The 17568-nt window shown below is 74.4% G+C and carries 13 protein-coding genes; 7 read left to right on the top strand and 6 right to left on the bottom strand.

What is annotated here, in order from left to right:
• Positions 1-31: 31 nt before the first annotated feature.
• Entirely contained in the window at positions 32-2410 is a 2379-nt protein-coding gene (locus ACFWIS_RS10415; protein ID WP_380459666.1) for an FtsX-like permease family protein, read from the top strand.
• A gap of 76 nt (positions 2411-2486) precedes the next feature.
• Here ACFWIS_RS10415 and ACFWIS_RS10420 read toward each other — a convergent pair whose 3' ends face one another.
• Complete coding sequence (locus tag ACFWIS_RS10420) at positions 2487-3038, bottom strand: hypothetical protein (RefSeq protein ID WP_380459664.1); 552 nt, start codon at positions 3036-3038, stop codon at positions 2487-2489.
• Positions 3039-3403: 365 nt separating this feature from the next.
• On the opposite strand from ACFWIS_RS10420, the gene ACFWIS_RS10425 reads away from it, so the two are divergent.
• From ACFWIS_RS10425 to ACFWIS_RS10440, 4 genes are all read left to right on the top strand, one after another.
• The gene (locus tag ACFWIS_RS10425; protein ID WP_380459662.1) at positions 3404-3583 is read left to right on the top strand and encodes a hypothetical protein; all 180 of its coding nucleotides are present in this window, start codon (positions 3404-3406) and stop codon (positions 3581-3583) included.
• 154 nt (positions 3584-3737) lie between these two features.
• Positions 3738-6965 (top strand): type 2 lanthipeptide synthetase LanM family protein, encoded by a 3228-nt coding sequence (locus ACFWIS_RS10430; RefSeq protein ID WP_380459660.1) that lies wholly within the window; start codon positions 3738-3740, stop codon positions 6963-6965.
• A 418-nt stretch (positions 6966-7383) separates the two neighbouring features.
• Positions 7384-9351, top strand: coding sequence for an ATP-binding cassette domain-containing protein (locus ACFWIS_RS10435; protein ID WP_380459658.1), 1968 nt, complete (start codon positions 7384-7386; stop codon positions 9349-9351).
• Positions 9352-9447: 96 nt separating this feature from the next.
• On the top strand, positions 9448-9957 hold the full coding sequence (locus ACFWIS_RS10440) for a hypothetical protein (RefSeq protein WP_380459657.1): 510 nt from the start codon (positions 9448-9450) through the stop codon (positions 9955-9957).
• Here ACFWIS_RS10440 and ACFWIS_RS10445 read toward each other — a convergent pair.
• From ACFWIS_RS10445 to ACFWIS_RS10455, 3 genes are all read right to left on the bottom strand, one after another.
• Positions 9946-10941 carry a JmjC domain-containing protein gene (locus ACFWIS_RS10445; protein ID WP_380459655.1) on the bottom strand — a complete coding sequence of 332 codons (996 nt, stop codon included), beginning with the start codon at positions 10939-10941 and terminating at the stop codon, positions 9946-9948. The two genes, ACFWIS_RS10440 and ACFWIS_RS10445, sit on opposite strands and share 12 nt — an antisense overlap.
• A 35-nt stretch (positions 10942-10976) precedes the next feature.
• Positions 10977-12020: a cytochrome P450 gene (locus ACFWIS_RS10450; protein ID WP_380459653.1), complete on the bottom strand. Its 1044-nt coding sequence runs from the start codon at positions 12018-12020 to the stop codon at positions 10977-10979.
• A gap of 108 nt (positions 12021-12128) precedes the next feature.
• Complete coding sequence (locus ACFWIS_RS10455) at positions 12129-12263, bottom strand: hypothetical protein (protein ID WP_380459651.1); 135 nt, start codon at positions 12261-12263, stop codon at positions 12129-12131.
• A gap of 276 nt (positions 12264-12539) precedes the next feature.
• Here ACFWIS_RS10455 and ACFWIS_RS10460 point away from each other — a divergent pair, with 276 nt between their 5' ends.
• Complete coding sequence (locus ACFWIS_RS10460) at positions 12540-12995, top strand: DUF5990 family protein (RefSeq protein ID WP_380459649.1); 456 nt, start codon at positions 12540-12542, stop codon at positions 12993-12995.
• A gap of 127 nt (positions 12996-13122) precedes the next feature.
• Here the strand turns inward: ACFWIS_RS10460 and ACFWIS_RS10465 are convergent, their stop codons facing one another.
• Together ACFWIS_RS10465 and tsaD are read right to left on the bottom strand one after the other, a co-directional pair.
• Positions 13123-15375: a collagenase gene (locus tag ACFWIS_RS10465; RefSeq protein WP_380459647.1), complete on the bottom strand. Its 2253-nt coding sequence runs from the start codon at positions 15373-15375 to the stop codon at positions 13123-13125.
• A 225-nt stretch (positions 15376-15600) separates the two neighbouring features.
• Entirely contained in the window at positions 15601-16668 is a 1068-nt protein-coding gene (tsaD, locus tag ACFWIS_RS10470; RefSeq protein WP_380459645.1) for a tRNA (adenosine(37)-N6)-threonylcarbamoyltransferase complex transferase subunit TsaD, read from the bottom strand.
• A gap of 163 nt (positions 16669-16831) precedes the next feature.
• On the opposite strand from tsaD, the gene ACFWIS_RS10475 reads away from it, so the two are divergent.
• Positions 16832-17434, top strand: a complete 603-nt coding sequence (locus tag ACFWIS_RS10475) for a superoxide dismutase (protein ID WP_380459643.1) — start codon at positions 16832-16834, stop codon at positions 17432-17434.
• Positions 17435-17568 lie beyond the last annotated feature (134 nt).

Consider the following 17568-nt stretch of genomic DNA (forward strand, 5'->3'; position numbering starts at 1 on the left):
AAGCGCCTGCCGAGCGTAGCGAGGTGGGCGCATGAGTGCGCTGAGCCGGGTCGTTCGCGCCGGAGTACGGCGCCGCCGGACCCAGTCGATCGCCATCGGGCTGTCCGCCCTGGTGGCCACCACCTGCTCCGTCCTCGGCGGCTCGCTGCTGGTCGCCTCCGAGGCCCCCTTCGACCAGGCCTTCGACGGCCAGCACGGCGCCCACCTCACCGCGCGCTTCGACGGCACCCGGGTGACCGCCGGCCAACTCGCCGCCACCGCGCACGCCGCCGGGGTGACGGAGACGGCCGGCCCCTTCCGGACCGTCACCGTCGACCCCGAGCCGGGCCCCGGCTCCAGCGTCCCGGTCGGGGCGACGATGGACCCGATGACCGTCGCTGGCCGCGCCCCGGCCGCCGAGGGCATCGACAAGGTCCAGCTGACGGAGGGGAGTTGGCCGACCAAGCCGGGCGAGGTGACGATCGGCGACTCGTACCTGAACCAGAACGTGCCGCTCGGCGGCACCCTGCGCCTGCCCGGCCTGCCGGGCGCCCCCACCCTGAAGGTGGTCGGCTTCGCCCGCTCGGTCAGCCGCACCGCCGACGCCTGGGTGACGCCCGAGGCGATCCCCGCCCTCACCGCCCCCGGCAGCACCCCCGGCTACGAACTGCTCTACCGCTTCGCCGACGCGGCCACCACCGGTGCGATGGACGCCGACCGGACCGCCGTCGCCGCCGCCGCACCTGCCGGGGCACTGACCGGTGCCCAGTCCTGGCTCGCCGCCAAGCAGGGATCGGACCGCAACACCGCGCTGGTCCTGCCGTTCATGGTCGCCTTCGGCCTGCTCGGCATGGCGATGTCGGTGCTGGTCGCGGGCAATGTGGTGGCCGGCGCCGTCGGCACCGCCACCCGGCGGATCGGCGTGCTCAAGGCGATCGGCTGCACCCCGGCCCAGGTGGTGCGCGCCTACGTCGCCCAGGCGCTGGTCCCGGCCACCGTCGGCGTCCTGCTCGGGGTGGTGGCGGGCAACCTGCTGGCCGTGCCGGTGCTCGCCACCGCCGGAAACCTCTACGGCACCAAGGCCTCCGGCATCGCCCCCTGGGTGGACGTCGCGGTGGCCGGCGGCACCCTCGCCGCCGTCGCCCTGGTCGCCTGGGCGGGCGCCGCCCGGGCCGGTCGGCTGCGCACCGTTGACGCGCTGGCCGTCGGCCGTACGGCGGGCGGTACCAGGCGGGACGCCCTGGCCCGGCGGGTCGCCGCGCTGGCCGCCCGGCTGCCGCTGCCCCGGCCGGTCAGCCTCGGCCTCGCCCAGCCCTTCGCCCGCCCGGCCAGGGCCGCCGGGATGCTCGCCGCCGTGCTGTTCGGGACGGCCTCGGCAACCTTCGCGGTCGGCATGGGCGGCACGATGAGCTGGGTGCAGGAGGCCAAGAACCACGCGAGCGCGGACGTCCTGGTGACGCCCGTCCGACCGGCCGTCCAACCCGGGGCCGCCCCGGTGAAGCCGGCCCCGGCCGATCCGGCCGCCGTCACCGCCGCGCTCACCGCCCAGCCGGGCACCGCCGCCTACTACGGCGTCGGCGTCGAGGACGTCACCGTCCCCGGTGTGGCCGGGAGCACCGCGCTGACCACCTTCCGGGGCGACTCCTCCTGGGCGGGGTACCGGATGGTCGCCGGCCGCTGGTACCAGGGGCCCGGCGAGGCCGTCGCCCCGAACACCTTCCTCGCCGCGGCCTCGATCGGGCTCGGCGACCGGGTGACCTTCACCGACCACGGCCGGCCGGTCACCGTCCGGATCGTCGGCGAGGTCTTCGACCCGCACGTGCAGACCAACGAGCTGTTCACCGACGCCGGAGGCCTCCCGAGCGGCACCGCGCCCGTCCCCGACCAGTGGTTCGTCAAGCTCCGCCCCGGCACCGACCGCACCGCCTACGCCACCGCCCTCGGCGGCGCGCTCGCCCCGCTCGGCCAGACCGCCGAGGACGGCGTCCCGCAGCACTCCGCCGACTCGATCCTCGCCCTCGACTCGCTCACCGCCACCCTGACCGTGCTGCTGGTCGTGGTCGCCGGGCTCGGCGTCCTCAACACCGTCGTACTGGAGATCCGCGAGCGCAGCCGCGACACCGGCGTCGCCAAGGCGCTCGGCATGACGCCGGCCCAGACCGTCGGCGTGGTGCTCGCCTCGGTGCTCCTGGTCGGGCTGGTCGGCGGCGCGATCGGCCTGCCGGTCGGCCTGCTGCTGCACGGCCTCACCGTGCCCGCCATGGGCCACAGCGCCGGACTGGACATCCCGGCGACGGCGCTGGACGTCTTCGGCACCCCGATCCTGGCCCTGCTCGGCCTCGGCGGTGTGCTGCTCGCCCTGCTCGGCGCCCTGCTCCCGGCCGTCCGGTCGGCCCGGGCCCGGACGGTGGACGCCCTGCGCGCGGAGTGACACGTGTGCCGGCCGCCTCGCGCAGGACCGGACGGACGGGCTCGATGCCGGTGCCGTACCGGATGGCCTGAGCGGCTCAGGACTCCCCGGCCTTCCGCTCCCCGGCCCTGGCCCGGCTGTCCCGCTGCTCCTCGTCCCGCTGCTCGTCGGCCTTCCGCTCCGCCTCGCGGACCTGCTCGGTGAAGGTGTGCTCGTCGATCCGCTCGACCGACGCCCCGTACTCGGCGGCCAGTTCGTCGGCCGGTCCGGGCGAGGACTCCCGCACCTCCAGGGCGACCATCGCCCCGCCGTCCGGCACTCGCGGCGACAGCACGATCAGCGCCGCGCCGGCCTCCGTCGCGATGTGCTCCTCCGCCGCGTTGCCCAGCGCCGCACCCGCCGCGAAGCCCAGCAGCACCCCGATCGGCCCGCCGAGCAGCCCCACCAGGCCGCCCACCACCCCCGAGCCGACGGTCGCCACCCCCGCGCCCCGGGTGAAGGTGTCCCGGATCTCCAGCACCCCGTCCGCACTCCGCTCCAGCGCCGCCGCCATCCGCAGCCCCGGCAGGTGCTGGGCACCGTCGAAGGCGAGCCGCCACGAGGTGGTGTCCGGAAAGGTCAGCAGAACCAGGTTGTGCTGCTCGCTCATCGCACTCCGATCGGGGTGGGGTCGCTCGGGTCTCCATCGTGGCCCTCGGCGCGGGGCGCTGCCACAGGAGCCGGGGGTTCAAACCAGGGCCCCGGTTCACCTGGGCGCAACCGGCCGTTTTTCGGCCACCTGCGGGGCCGTGGCGGGCCGCCCGGGGCCGTACCGGGCCGCCCGAACGACCGGACGGCGGAGCCGGGCCCGGCCCGGCCTGGTGGAACGGGGGCGCGGCGGCCGCCGGGGCGTTGGTTCGATCCTGACCGAAACACGTACCGCCGGGACGCGTGCCCCTGGTGTGACGGGTGGGGCGCTGTCAGGATCCCGGACCGGCACACCCGTGCCAGACCCGAACGCTTGCAGGAGGCATCATGCAGCCCACAGCTGAGCAGGTTCGCGCACTGAAGGACGAGGACTTCCGGCTCACCCTCGGTCAGGGCGGGTCGGTCCACCCGGCCGGCGAGCCGGCCGACGAGCTCTACGTGACCGCCGCGGTGCTGAACAGCACCTGCGACGGCTGGTCCAGCTGCGGGCGCGTCTGCAGCTTCTGAGACCGGGGTCCGGCGCCGACCCCGGCCACGGTCGTACGGCCGGCCGGGTCCGCGCCGGACCTGCCCCGGGCGTCAGTGCAGACGAGTACCAGAAGACGAGTGCCAGCAGACGAGTACCAGCGAACGAGTACCAGTAGAGAGGCAGCACCACCCCGTGGTCGACGCGTCCGAACTCCTGCGGGCGGCTGCCCGAGCCGTTCCGCTGAACGCCCGCGGCCGGGCGCCGGAAGGGTTCGACCCGTCGCAGGCCGGCGGCGCCGAGCAATCCGACCGTGCCGGGCAATCCGACCGTGCCGGGCATACCGAGCGCGCCGCCCGCGCCGCCCGGAAGCTGGAGCGCTGGCAGGCCCAGGCGCCGTTCGACCGGGCCGGCTGGTTCGCGCACCGCCTCGCCGCCGACGGCCTCGACCCCGAAGCCCTGCGTGCCCTGCTCGCCGAGCCCCCCGAGGCGCTCGCCGCCCGACTCGGGACGCCCCCGTGGGCCGAGCGGCTGGCCGCCGCCTTCGACCGGGCGGCCACCCTGGACGTCCCCGCGGAACACGAGTTCGCCGGGCTGGTCGCCCCGCTGCTCGCCGACGCCCGTGACCGCCTGTGCGCCGGCCTCGCCGCCCTGGACGCCCCCGCCCTCGGCACCCCCGAGGAACTGGCCGCGCTCGCCCTCCCCGCGCTCACCGCCACCGCCCACGGGATGGCGACCAGGACCGTCATCACCGAACTCCATGTCGCCCGCCTCACCGGCGAATCGTCCGGCGACACCCCCGAGCAGCGCTACCGGGACTTCCTCGGCCGGCTCACCCGGCCCGAGCGGGCGCTGCGACTCCTCGCCGAGTACCCGGTCCTGGCATTCCGCCTCGCCACCGCCGCCGAGCAGTGGACGGGCACCACCCTCACCCTGTTCCGCCGCCTCGCCGCCGACCTCCCCGCCCTCGCCCGCACCTTCGCGGACGGCCGCCCGCTCGGCCGGCTCACCGAACTCGCCACCGGCCTCGGCGACCCGCACCGCGGCGGCGCCACGGTCAGCTCCCTGCGCTTCGAGCAGGGCGTCCGGATCGTCTACAAGCCGCGGCCGCTGGGCGCCGAGACCCACTTCCAGCAGCTCCTCCACTGGCTCAACCCGCAACTGCGGCTGCCGCTGCGCGACCTGACCCACCTGGCCGCCGACGGCTACGGCTGGGTCGCCCACCTCACCGCCGAACCGGCCAGGGACGACGCCGAGTTGCGCGACTTCTACCACCGCGCCGGCGCCCTCGCCGCGCTGATGTACGTGCTCGACGCGGTCGACTGCCACGCCCAGAACCTGCTCGCCGTCCGGGACCAGCCGGTGCTCATCGACCTGGAGGCGATCCTCCACCCCGACCTGCGCGAGCCCGCCAAGGACCTCTCCGAGTCCGAGCGGCTCGCCCGCCACCAGGCCCGGCACTCGGTACTGCGCTCGGGCCTGCTCCCCGAGCGGATGTGGGACGAGGGCAACGGCGGTGCCGACATCTCCGCCCTCGGCTGGGACCCGGGCAGCCTCCCGCCCCGTCCGCTGCCCGTCCTGGTCGGCCAGGGCACGGACGAACTCCGGCTGGAGTACCGGCGGTTGCCCGTCGAAGCCCCCGGCAGCCGGCCCGTACCGGCCGACCAGCCGCTGCGACTTGCCGACCACCTGGCGGAGTTGACGGCCGGCTTCACCGAGGCCTACCGACTGCTCGCCGCCGACAAGCCGCAACTCCGTGCGCTGATCGGCGCGTTCGCGGCCGACGAGACCCGCCTGCTGCGCCGCGACACCTTCGAGTACCGAAGTCTGCTCAACACCGCCTGCCACCCCGACGCCCTGCGCGACGCCCTCGACCAGGACCGCCACCTCGACCGGCTCTGGGCACTCGTCGGCTGGGAGGAGCAGGCCCTCGACTTCGTCGAGCACGAGCGCGCCGACCTGTGGCGCGGCGACGTACCCGTCTTCACCATCCGCCCGGACGGCGTCGACGCCCGCTCGGCCACCGGCGCGCTCGTCCCCGGCGTCACCGAGCAGCCGGCCCTCGACCTGGCGCTCGCCAAGGCGGACGGCCTCGGTGAGGAGGACCTCGCCCGCCAACTCCAGTTGCTCAGGCTCTCGGTGACCACGGCCGACGGGGTGCGCGAGCCCGGCCGGGCCGTCGCCACCGCCCGACCCCAGGCGCCTGCCGTGCGGGCCGGGAGCCTGGCCGCCCGCGCTCTCGCCCAGGCCGTGGACGCCGGTGAACAACTGCTCCGCGAGGCCTACCGGGGCGCCGCCGACCTCGCCTGGGCCGGCCCCAACTGGGCCCCGCCCGGCCGCTGGGCCCCCGCCGAACTCGGCCCGGACCTGTACAGCGGCACCGCGGGCATCGTCCTCTTCCTCCATCAGCTCGCCCGGGTCACCGGCGACCGCTCGCACCAAGAGGCCGCCCGAGCCGCCGAATTGACGCTACGTCAGCAGATCCGCCGCCGGGCCGACCGGCTCGGCGGCGGCCTGGCCGGCGCCGGCGGGGTGCTGTACGCGCTCGCCCACCTCGCCGCCGACCATCCGGACCCGGAACTCGACGCGCTCGGCGGCCTGGTCCTCGACCGCATCGCCGCCACCGCCGCCGAGGACACCCAGTACGACGTCCTCGCCGGGAACGCCGGCACCATCGGCGGCCTGCTCGCCTGGGAGGCCGTCCGTCCGGGGCCCGCCGTCACCGACACGCTGGCGGTCTGCGTCGAACGCCTCGTCGGGGCCGCCGACCCGCACCCCGAGGGCGGCACCGGCTGGCTCCCCGCCGCCCTGGCGGAGACCGTCAGCCGCCCCCTCGCGGGCTTCGCCCACGGCGGCTCCGGCATCGCCTGGGCCCTGGCCCGCGCCGGGCACCGCCTGGGCGACCCGCGGCTGCCCCGTCTCGCCCTCGCCGCCGTGGAGTACGAGCGCACCCTGTTCGACCCCACCGCCGCCAACTGGCGTGACGTCCGCGAGGACGACGGCCCCGACGGCCCGAGCCACCCCGCCCTCTGGTGCCACGGCGCCGCGGGCATCGCCCTGGCCCGCACCGCGCTCGCCCCGCTGCTGCCCGAACGGCGCGACGCACTCCTGGCCGAACGCGACACCGCGCTCGACACCGTCCTCCGGGACGGCTTCGGCCACAACTCCTCGCTCTGCCACGGCGATCTCGGCAACCTGGAGGCCCTCCACCAGGCCGGCGACCGCTGGCGGGCGACCGCCGAGCGGCAGGCCCACGCCACCCTGGACGCCCTGGAGACCCAGGGCCGGCGCTGCGGACTGCCGAACGGGCTCCACAGCCCCTCCCTGATGGTCGGCCTCGCCGGCATCGGCCACGGCCTGCTCCGCCTCGCCGCCCCCGACACCACCCCCGCCGTCCTCACCCTCGAAGCCCCGACCACCTGACCCCGGCGCCCTCGGCCCTCCCTGCCCCTCCCTGCCCCTCCCTGCCCCGGCGGGCCCGGGCGGGCCCGTGCGGAACACCGCGTCCCTGGCCCCGGCGGTCCGCTCCTCCGATCGTCGGATCGCCTGCCGGGCAGCCGTCCGCAGGCCTGCCCGAATCGAACATCGCGGACCGATCCGGTGATCGACATCCACCAACTCGCCGTCGCCGACACAGAATCGCCCGGATCGGGTGAGACCGGCCGGGACACGCCGGGCGGCCCCGCCGACCGCTGCCAGGATCGGGGTCCGCACCGGCAGCCCGCCCCTCGCAGAGTGCCCACCGGCACCGCTGCCGACCCACCACGCCCACCCGGCGATGAGGGCTGCCCGCGTGCGGACCCACCCGTGGCCGCAGGCCGCCGTACCAGGGAGGAACCCGGTGTCGGAGCAGCTCGTGAAGTCCGAGAAACCCCAACCCGACCAGCCGCACGACCAGCCGCACGGCCAGCAACCCGAGGAGCACGACGAGGAACTGCGCCTGCGGTTCCCCGGCGACCGCCGCGCCGAGGCCGGCACCTCGATGGCGGCGGGCGCGATGCTGCGCCGCCTGCCGCACCTGGTGCGCCGGGCACTGGCGCTGGCCTGGGCGGCGGACCGCGCGTCGACCGTGCTGCTGCTGGTCTGCCAGGCGCTGGCCGGGGTGTTCGGCGCGCTGGCGCTGTACGCCACCACCGGCACCCTGGACGCCCTGCTGGTCGTCGGCCCGGTGAGCGAGCACCTGCGCACCGCCGCGCCGTCGCTGCTCCTGCTGACCGCCTCGGCCGGGCTGCGCGCCGTCCTGGGCATCGTGGTGGTGGCCCTGTCCGGCCGGGTGTCGCCGCGGATCACCAGGGAAGCGGAGCTGGCGCTGATCGCCGCCGGGTGCGCCGCCGAGCTGAAGGCGTACGACGAACCCGCGTACAACGAGCAGTGGGAGGCCGCCGACCGGGGCGCCTCGACCACGCCCGACCTGCTCTCCAACGCCCAGGACGTGATCGCCTCCACCGTCTCGCTGGCCGCCGCCGCGGGCGTGCTGGCGACGCTCCACCCCTGGCTGGTGCCGCTACTGCTGCTCGGCTCGGTGCCGACCGCCGTCGGCGCCGTCCGCACCGCCCGGATCCACTACCTGGCCGCGGTGAGCACCAACGAGGACCGCGGCGCACTGCGCGTCTACCGGTGGTTCCTGATCGACAAGACCCGTGCCGACCAGGTCCGTTCGGACCAGGTCACACCCTTCCTGATGGCCAAGTACCGCCGCGCCGAGGCCAAGATCGTCGCCGCCACCGACCGGGCCACCCGGGAGGCCGCCAAGGTGTCGCTGCTGGCCGCGTTCGGCACCGGCGCCGGCACCGCGCTGATCTGGGGCACCCTGCTGTTCCTGGTCGGCAGCGGCCGGATCGACCTCGCCGCCGCCGGCACCGCCACCTTCGCGCTGCGCACCGCCGCCTCCGGGCTGCACGGCCTGGTCGGCAACGGTGCCCGGCTGTACCGGATGGGCCTCTACCTGGACGACTACTTCACCTTCCTGGACGAGGCCGGCGGCCACCGCATCGCCCGCGGCCGGCTCGTCCCGGAGGCGCCGCGGTCGGTCGAGGTGACCGAGCTGAGCCACGCCTATCCGGGCGAGCAGCAGGAGCCCGCGCTGCGTGGCGTCAGCCTGACTCTGCGGGCGGGTGAGGTGGTGGCTGTGATCGGGCAGAACGGCAGCGGGAAGTCCACCCTGCTGAAGCTGCTGTCCGGCCTGTACCTGCCGCAGTCCGGCCGGATCACCTGGGACGGCGTGCCGGTCGAGGAACTGGACGCGGACGGCATGTGGGCCCGGGTCGCCCGGGTGCCGCAGGAGTTCGCCCGCTGGCCGCTCGGCGCCGCCGAGAACGTCCACCTGGGCCACCTCACCGACCGGCTGATGGCGGACGTGGAGCAGGCCGCGGCCCGGACCGGCTTCGACGAGACCGTGGCCCGGCTGCGCTCGGGCTGGCGCACCCTGCTCGCCCAGGGCTGGTGGGGCGGCGCCGAGCTGTCCGGCGGCGGCTGGCAGCGCGCGGCCGTCGCCCGGGCGCTCTACCGCACCGTGCGCAGCCCCGGGTTGCTGATCCTGGACGAGCCCACCTCGGACCTCGACCCGCGCGCCGAGCACCGCATCCTGCACGCCCTGCGCGGCCTCGCGCCGGGCCGGATCACCCTGCTGGTGACCCACAACATCGCCAACGCGGCGGTCGCGGACCGGGTGATCGTGATGGACCGGGGCAGCATCGTGCAGACCGGCACCTGGGCCGAACTCGCCGCCCGCCCCGACGGGTTGTTCCGCGAACTGCTCGACCTCCAGCGCGACCGCACCGTCCCGGCCCAGCGGCCGGCCGGGGACTGACCGGGTGATCCCGCCGGGCGGACGGCGGGCGCCGTCCGCCCGGCCGGGCTCAGGAAACCGGGTGAGACTCCGGCCCGGATGGACGACCATGGCCGGGTGGGTATCGACGGGGGGCCCGATGAGGGCGGGGACGCGGACGACCGGCTGCTGCGCGGCCTGGTCGGCGAGGTGTGGGTCGACGTCTACCGGTTCGGGGACACGGGGGTGGTCGACTTCGGCGGGACGGTCTCCTGGCCGCTGGGCGACTCCGGGGAGGTGTCGACGGGCAGCCGGTTCGCGGTGCACGCCCAGTGCCCGTTCCGGATCGTCCAGTGCGGGGAGGTCTACCTCGGCTCCGGGGACCTGGTGCCGGCCGGACAGGACCCGGTGCCGGCCGGGAGCGGCGACCGCCTCGCGTACGACATCGGCGCCGACGCACTGCGGGAGTTCCTGGCGCGGGAGTCGCCCCGGGTGCTGGCGGTCGAGCGGGCGCCGGAGGGCGACCTGCGGATCACCCTGGAGCACGAGCTGAGGATCGACGTGCTGCCGACGAGTTCGAAGGTCGAGGAGTCCTGGCGGTGCTTCGAACGGCTCGGCGAGCAGGTGGTCTTCCCGTCAGCCGACTGACCGGTTCCGGCCGACGGCCCGCAGCCGCCGCCAGGTGCGGCCGACGCTCCCCCGGGCGGGGGCGTCCGCCTCCCAGTTCCGGGCCGTCCCGGCGAAGGTCTCCGGGCGCGCCGCCACGGCGGGCTCCGCCTGGCCGGCCCGGGCGGCGCGCAGCAGGTCCGCGGGGGTGACGGCGGCGAGCCGGGCCCGGGCGTGGTCGAGCAGGGCGGCGCAGGCGTCGGCGATCGCATCCTCGCCGAGCGGGCGGGTCGGTGCTTCCAGCCCTTCGGCGAGCAGCCGCTCCAGGGCGGTGCGCAGCTCCGGCAGCGAGAGGTCGCGGACGGTCAGTGAGAGGTGGCCGGAGAGTCCGCCGGCGCCGACCGCGCGGTGGGCGAAGGCGCGGGGGACGTAGAGCACGTCGCCGGGTTCGAGGACGGTGTGCAGGCGCTGCGCCGAGTGTTCGTGGTCGGGGAGTTCGCCGAGCGACCACTCCGCCGCGGCGGGCGCGTCGTGGACGTACCAGGTCTTGCGCCCGGTGACCTGGAGGACGAACACGTCGGCGTCGTCGCGGTGCACGGCGAGGCCCTGGGCGCCGGCCGGGGTGAGGAAGAAGAAGGCCTCCACCCGGCGGTCGAGTTCCTCGGACAGCCGGGCCACCAGCTCGCCGGTGGGGCCGTGCCACTGGTCGACGCGGCGCAGCAGCAGGGTGGCGCCGGTGCGCAGCAGGGCGAGCACCTTGGCGCGGTCGGCGTAGCCGTGGTGGGTGGTGCCGTTGATCGTCCGGGGGGTGGTGAAGGCCTCGGGCGGGATGACCACCTTGTCGGAGCGCACCAGCTCCAGGTAGGGGGTGCGCAGCAGTCCGCCGTCGAAGGCGGCGTCCAGCGCGTCGAGGTCGAACGGCGAGACGGGCCGCCCCGGGGTGTAGACGGCGGGCTCGCGCTGCCACCGCCGGTCGGCGAAGCCGTCGAGGTCGCCGACCCAGCCGGCGAGGGTGGGGGATTCCATGGGGCGTCCAGGGATTGTCGGGAGGGCGGGGCCGGTCAGCGGCCGACGGTGGCCTCGAACCGCACCGAGAGCAGGGAGCGTAGCGGCACGGGCGCGTCCTGCCGGGGGGTGCGGATGGTGAGCCCGTGGTCGAGGGCGACGGTCAGCAGGCGTTCGGCCAGCGGCACGACCAGGTGTTTGGCCCAGCAGCGGGCACCGTCGAAGCCGAACGGCATGAACCCGGGGGTCTTCTCCGGGTCGGCGACCGACGTCCACCGCTGGGGCCGGAAGTCCAGTGGGTCCGTCCAGTAGTCCGGGTGGCGGTGCATCAGCAGCGGGAGCAGGGCGATGTTGTCCTCGGGCCGGATCTCCGGGTGCAGTCCGGTGTACGCCGGCCCGCCGTTGCGGTAGAGCATCCAGGCGGGCGGGAGCAGCCGGAGGGTCTCCCAGAGGGTGGCGGTGAGGTCGGTCCGGGGTGTGCCGGTCGCCCGCATGAGCCACAGGGCGTTGCCGGCCAGGGCGGCCACGCCGTCGCACAGGGTGGCGGAGGCCCGCCGGTACATGGCGACGGCCTGCTTGCGGTCCAGCGGGTCGGCGGCCCCGCGGATCAGCCCGGCCATCGCCGTGGTGGGCCGGCCGTCCGGGCTCCCGGTGCCCGGCCGGGCGGTGACGGCGTGGTCGACCAGGCGGGAGAGCGTGTCGGAGCGGGTGATGCCGCGCTTCGCCAGCAGGGAGATGGGCAGCGGGTCGGAGCCGAAGAGCCACCGGCGCAGGTACGAGGTGGGCGCGTAGGGCCAGGCGCCGGTGAGGGCGTGCGCCGGGGGCGGCGGTGTCCTGATGCCCGCCATGACGTCCTGGCCGAGTGCGCGGATGGTGCGGGTCGCGCTGTCGTGGGGGATGTCGGCGCCGGCGGCGGGCTTGTAGACCGAGCGCTCCGTCTGGAGCACCGGGCGGGCCGCGACGATTTCCGCCATCAGGGCGGCGTCCGAAACGCCGACCGTGGCGGCTTCGGCGCGGAACACCTTGGTGTCCCGGGCCAGCAGGTCCTGAATTCGCGGGGCGAAGACGACGGAATGTCCGCGGACGGTGTCCGGTGCCATTTCTTGCACGAGAATCACGTCTCCGTGGGAATAGCGATGAAATGCGGCGCCGGTGGGGCGGTGGCCAGGCCCCCGCCCCACCGGGCGTGGTGCGTCAGATGCGGTGCATCAGATGACGTGCAGGACCCACGCGTTGTTGGCGAGGTCCTCGTTGCGCTGGAACTTCTTCACGATCGCCTTGATCATCTTCATGGCTATCCCCTTTCCGGGATTCCAGGCGCGGCGAATGGGTGTCGGCCGCACCGTCGGTGGGGTCCGGCTTTCCGGTCTGGAGGGCCGAACGCTTCAACTGACTCAGGACCTTAACCGAAAGAAGGCGCTCCTGATACCCCTTCGATCACTGGAGTTCGATTTCCATGCCCGGTTGACCGCCAATTCGAATGGCGAATCGTTATAACCTTTTCCGGTGGGGGTATTTCCACCCCCCTTTACCAGCGCATTTTTCGAGGTCTTTACCGGAGCCCTCGGGGTGCCCGGCTGGGCGCCGGACCGGCCGACCGGTGGGGGACGATGGCGGGCATGGAGCTGAGGATCGAGGCCACCGCCCTGCCCGGCCGCGCGTGCGGGGTCGCGCCGGGCTTCCCGGGGTACCGGGACATCCACGTCGCCGTCCAGCGCCGGGGCCGCCCGGCCGAGCTGCTGGATCCGCAGCCCGGGGACGCGCCCCGGGCGCGGTGGTCGCTGGAGTGCGCGGCGAAGCCGCTGCCGGACGGCGGGGCGGACGTCACCGGGCGCTACGTCCAGGGCGGCCCGGGCGGGCGGTTCGTCTACCTGAACTGGGTGACGCCGGAAGGCGACGCCTGGTCGCTGTTCCGCCGGGCGAAGCTGCTGCTGGCCGCGGTGGACGACGAGGTCCTGGAGCGGGCGGTCGCCACCGGCCTGCTGGTCGCGCGCCTCGGCCTCACCGACGCCAAGGGCCACCCGCTGTGCGCCGCCGTCCGCCCGCCCCGGGTCACGTGGTCGGCGACGGCCTGACCCCACGGGGGTCCGACTCCACGGGGGCCTGAACGGACGGGGACGGCCGGAACGCACGGCGGAGGGCCGGAACGCACGGCGGAGGGCCCCGCGCGGACGCGGGACCCTCCGGTGGCTGCGGGAGCGGTCAGTTGTACGTGGTGGTGACGGTCACGCCGGCGAAGCCCTGCTGGGCGTGGAGGCTGAAGTAGACCCAGCCGGACGGCGGGTTGCCGATGGTCAGGGTCTCGCCGTTGCCGGGGTTGGCGGACTTCGCCTGGTAGGACGAAGTGGTGGCCCAGGACGGCCCGTTGAAGTAGAGGTCGGCGTTGCCGGTGCCGCCGCTGGTGGTGATGGTCAGCTGCTTCACCCCGGCCGGCAGGTAGAGGAAGCTGTAGCCGTAGTCGCCGGTGGTGGCGGCGACGCCGTCGCGGCGGCAGTCCTTGTCGTACTGCCGGGTGTCGGCGGCGGCGCACAGCGGGGCCTGGCCGGTGGGCAGGGTGCCGCAGGCGTCGGCGGCGCAGGCCTTGAGCCAGCCGGCGAAGTCGGCGTCGTAGCGGGTGCCGATGGTGGTCTTGAGCAGGGTGCGGGCGCCGTTCCAGTCGCCGGCGCGGTACTCGGCGAGCAGCGCGTCGACGTCCTGGGGGTGCGACTGGAGCATGTAACGCACCGCCAGGTAGCCCCAGTTGTAGACCCGGGTGGAGTCGGCGTTGTCGTAGGTGGAGTCGAACAGGGTGCTCAGCGGGTACGTGCCCTTGCCCGCCTGGGTGACGGCGTCGTCGTAGTGGACGCCCCGGTAGCCGTAGGAGACGTACTCGGCCAGGCCCTCGACCCACCAGACGGTCGGGGTGGTCATGCCGGCCTCGAAGTCGCCGTACATGTCGTAGCGGCCGTCGAGGTAGTGGGTGTACTCGTGGTTGAGGTTCCAGATCTGGAAGTCGGGGCGCAGCCAGTCGGCCTGGTGGGCGATGAAGCGGGCCTGGTTGCCGGGCGTGGCCGGGTTGCCCTCCTCGTACATGCCGCCGTTGTCGACGGCGATGCCGTACATCTCCCAGGCGTAGAGGCTGTAGTTGTAGTAGTCGTCGAAGACGACGACCTCCAGGCCGGTGTTGCGGTCGTCCGCGACCGGGCCGGTGTCCTTGACCACGCGGTGGAAGTACGCGTCCTGGTTGACCAGGCTGGTGCAGGTGTCGGCGTTCTGCTGGGCGGTCATGCTCTGCGAGCGGATGCGCAGGTTCGGGCTGCAGGTGTGGTCGCTCTTGAGCACCAGCGGGACGAGCTTGGCGGGTACGTCGCAGGTGCCGTAGTAGGAGCAGTTGCCGGCGTCCTTCTTCTCCGCGAACCAGAGCAGGTTCATGGTGAGCGGACCGGTGGTGCCGACCAGCGGGTAGCGGTTGACCAGGTCCTTGACGATCGGCCGGCCCTGCGCCCGGAGCCCGTCGGCGGTGAGCAGGTTGCCGATCTGGATGCCGATGGTGGTGACCGGGTCGGAGCCGGTGAGCTGGGCGCTGTTGCGGGTGACGAAGGAGGCCATGGTGGTGGCGAAGGACGGGTCGGCCTGGAGGGCCGCGGTGAACTCGGGGAGCTCGAAGCCGCGTTCGATGACGGTCGCGGTGTTGGCGACGGCGGCGGCCATCGATCCGGTCCACCCGCCGGTGTAGTCGTTCAGCAGGCGCTTGACCACGCCGGTGTAGCGGGCGTTCTCCCGGGCGCTGTCGATCAGCGTGACGGCCTCGGCCAGGGTGGCGCCGTTGGCCTCGGTGACGTCCTTGCTGTGCGGGGTGGCGAAGAAGGCGTCCAGCGCGCCGCGGATCGCGCTGCGCAGGTCGGCGCCGTACGGGCCGACGGCGTCGGGGTGGTACCACTGCACGTAGTAGCCGGCCCGCAGGAACAGCACCAACTGCCCGGCGGAGGTGGAGTCGTCGCCGGGATAGCCGGTGGCGGTGTCGCGCAGGGCGTTGGCGACGGTCACCATCTGGGCCTCGTTGAAGGCGCCCTTGGCGCTGTCGCCGGTGAGCGTGAAGAGCGTGTTGACGCAGTCCAGGCCGGCCGACTTGACCTGTTTGACCAGCGCCGCACCGGACGTGCTCGTGAACGCCGAGGCGTCGCAGGCGGACAGCTGCCGCGCGGTCCGGGCGGTGCCCGCGCTGCCGCCGGAGGTCGGGGCGGTGGGCTTGCCCTGGCTCTCGGAGGCGAGCGGGCGGGGGTCCTGCGGGGTGTCGGGTGACTTCGGCACCGGGATCGCGTGCGGGGCAACCGTCCTGTCCGGACGGGGAGTCGGCGTCGAAGGGCGGTCGGCCGCGTGCGCCTGCGGGGAGAACAGTCCGAGCGCGAGGAAGAAGGCGGCGCCGAGCGCGGGGAGTCTGCGCGCGGTCGCCTTCGCTATGCGGAAGGGACGCATGGGGTGGGGGCCTCCGGGACCGTGAGGGGGGCCGTGCGGTGGGGGCGCACGGACGGAACCTGATGTGTGACATGTAAAATGGCACACTCATTCAGGTAAAGGGAAGACCTCGGAACCGGACTTCCGGCCGACGAGACCGAACCGTGCCCCTCCCGCCGTCCGTGCCCCTCCCGCTGCCCGCGCGCTTTCGCCGTCCGCGCCCCTCCCGCCGTCCGTGGTGGTCCGTCAGGCTGCGGACCGCGCCCGGGGCGTGAGCGCCGCGAACTCCAGCGGCGCCGAAGGGTCCACCGAGACGTCAGTCGGAGCCGGTTCGGCCCCCGAGCGGAGCAGCAGGTCACCGATTGCCGCGACCATCGCGCCGTTGTCCGTGCACAGCCGCAGCGGCGGCACCCGCAGGGTGATGCCCGCCGCGGCGCAGCGCTGCTCGGCGAGCGCCCTGACCCGGGAGTTGGCGGCGACCCCGCCGACCACCACCAGGGTGTCGATGCCGTGGTCGCTGCAGGCCCGCACCGCTTTGCGGGTGAGCACGTCCGCGATCGCCTCCTGGAGTGCGGCGGCCGCGTCCGGGACGTTCGGCTCGGCGCCCGCCGCGCGCTGCGCCTCGACCCAGCGGGCGGCGGCGGTCTTGAGGCCGGAGAAGGAGAAGGCGTACGGGTCGTCCCGCGGCCCGGTCAGCGGGCGCGGCAGCCGGACGGCCGTCGGGTCGCCGTCGCGGGCCGCGCGGTCGACGGCCGGCCCGCCGGGGTAGGGCAGTCCGAGGATCCGGGCGGCCTTGTCGAAGCACTCGCCGGCCGCGTCGTCCAGGGTGTCGCCGAGGTGGGCGATCGGGTCCCGGGCGAGGTCGCGGACCAGCAGCAGCGAGGTGTGCCCGCCGGAGACGATCAGTACGACGCAGGGGTTCGGCAGCGGCCCGCCGTCGAGGGCCGCGGCGGCGACGTGCCCGGCCAGGTGGTGCACCCCGTACAGCGGGACGCCGAGCGAGAAGGAGTACGCCTTGGCGGCGGCCACCCCGACCTGGAGGGCGCCGGCCAGCCCGGGGCCGGTGGTGACGGCGACCGCGCCGATGTCGCCGAGGGTCAGTCCGGCCCGGTCCAGGGCCTCCCGTACCACCGGGGCCAGCGCGTGGACGTGCGCCCGGGCGGCGATCTCCGGCACCACTCCGCCGTAGCGGGCGTGCTCGTCCATCGAGGAGGCCACCGCCTGTCCGAGCAGCACGCCGTCCCGGACCAGGCCCGCGCCGGTCTCGTCGCAGGAGGACTCGATGCCCAGCACCACCCGAGGCGCCCATGTCATGGTCACTCACCCTCATCAGTCATTACATGTTCGGGTGCCCATTGTGCCCGACGAGATGTGAGGAATAAGCAGGAGCCCATGCTGTGCTCCTGCAAGTCATACGCAATAGTGTTGTCCCGGCACGATCGTCATCGCTCAACCCGCCGAAAGGGGCCGTGTCCTGATGGGCACCTACAACCTTCCCGACCTGCCGTACGACTACTCCGCGCTCGAGCGGGCCATGTCCGCCGAGATCCTGGAGCTGCACCACTCCAAGCACCACGCCGCGTACGTCAAGGGCGCGAACGACACCCTGGAGCAGCTCGCCGAGGCGCGCGACAAGGAGCAGTTCGGCGGCCTGGTCGGCCTGCAGAAGACCTTCGCCTTCCACCTCTCCGGCCACGTGCTGCACTCGCTCTTCTGGCAGAACCTCTCCCCGGAGGGCGGCGACCGCCCCGAGGGTGAGCTGGCCGACGCCATCACCGAGCACTTCGGCAGCTTCGAGGCCTTCAAGAAGCAGCTCACCAGCGCCACCACCGGCGTCCAGGGCTCCGGTTGGGGCATCCTCTCCTGGGAGCCGCTCGGGCAGCGCCTGATCGTCGAGCAGGTCTACGACCACCACGGCAACGTCGGCCAGAACACCACCCCGCTGCTGGCCTTCGACGCCTGGGAGCACGCGTACTACCTGCAGTACCGCAACGTCCGCCCGGACTACGTCACCCGTCTGTGGGATGTCGTCAACTGGCAGGACGTCTCCTCCCGCTTCGCCGCCGTCAAGGGCGTCTGAGCGCGGACCGAGCAGGAGGGCCCCGGGTCGGTCGGGCGGTCCGGGGCCCTCCCCGTTGTTCCGGTCCGGGGTGTCCGGGTTCCCGCCGCGCTTGCCCGTCACAGCCGTTGACACCGGTCACAGCTGCCACACCG

Source organism: Kitasatospora sp. NPDC127060 (genome assembly GCF_042724935.1).
Lineage (GTDB): Bacteria > Actinomycetota > Actinomycetes > Streptomycetales > Streptomycetaceae > Kitasatospora.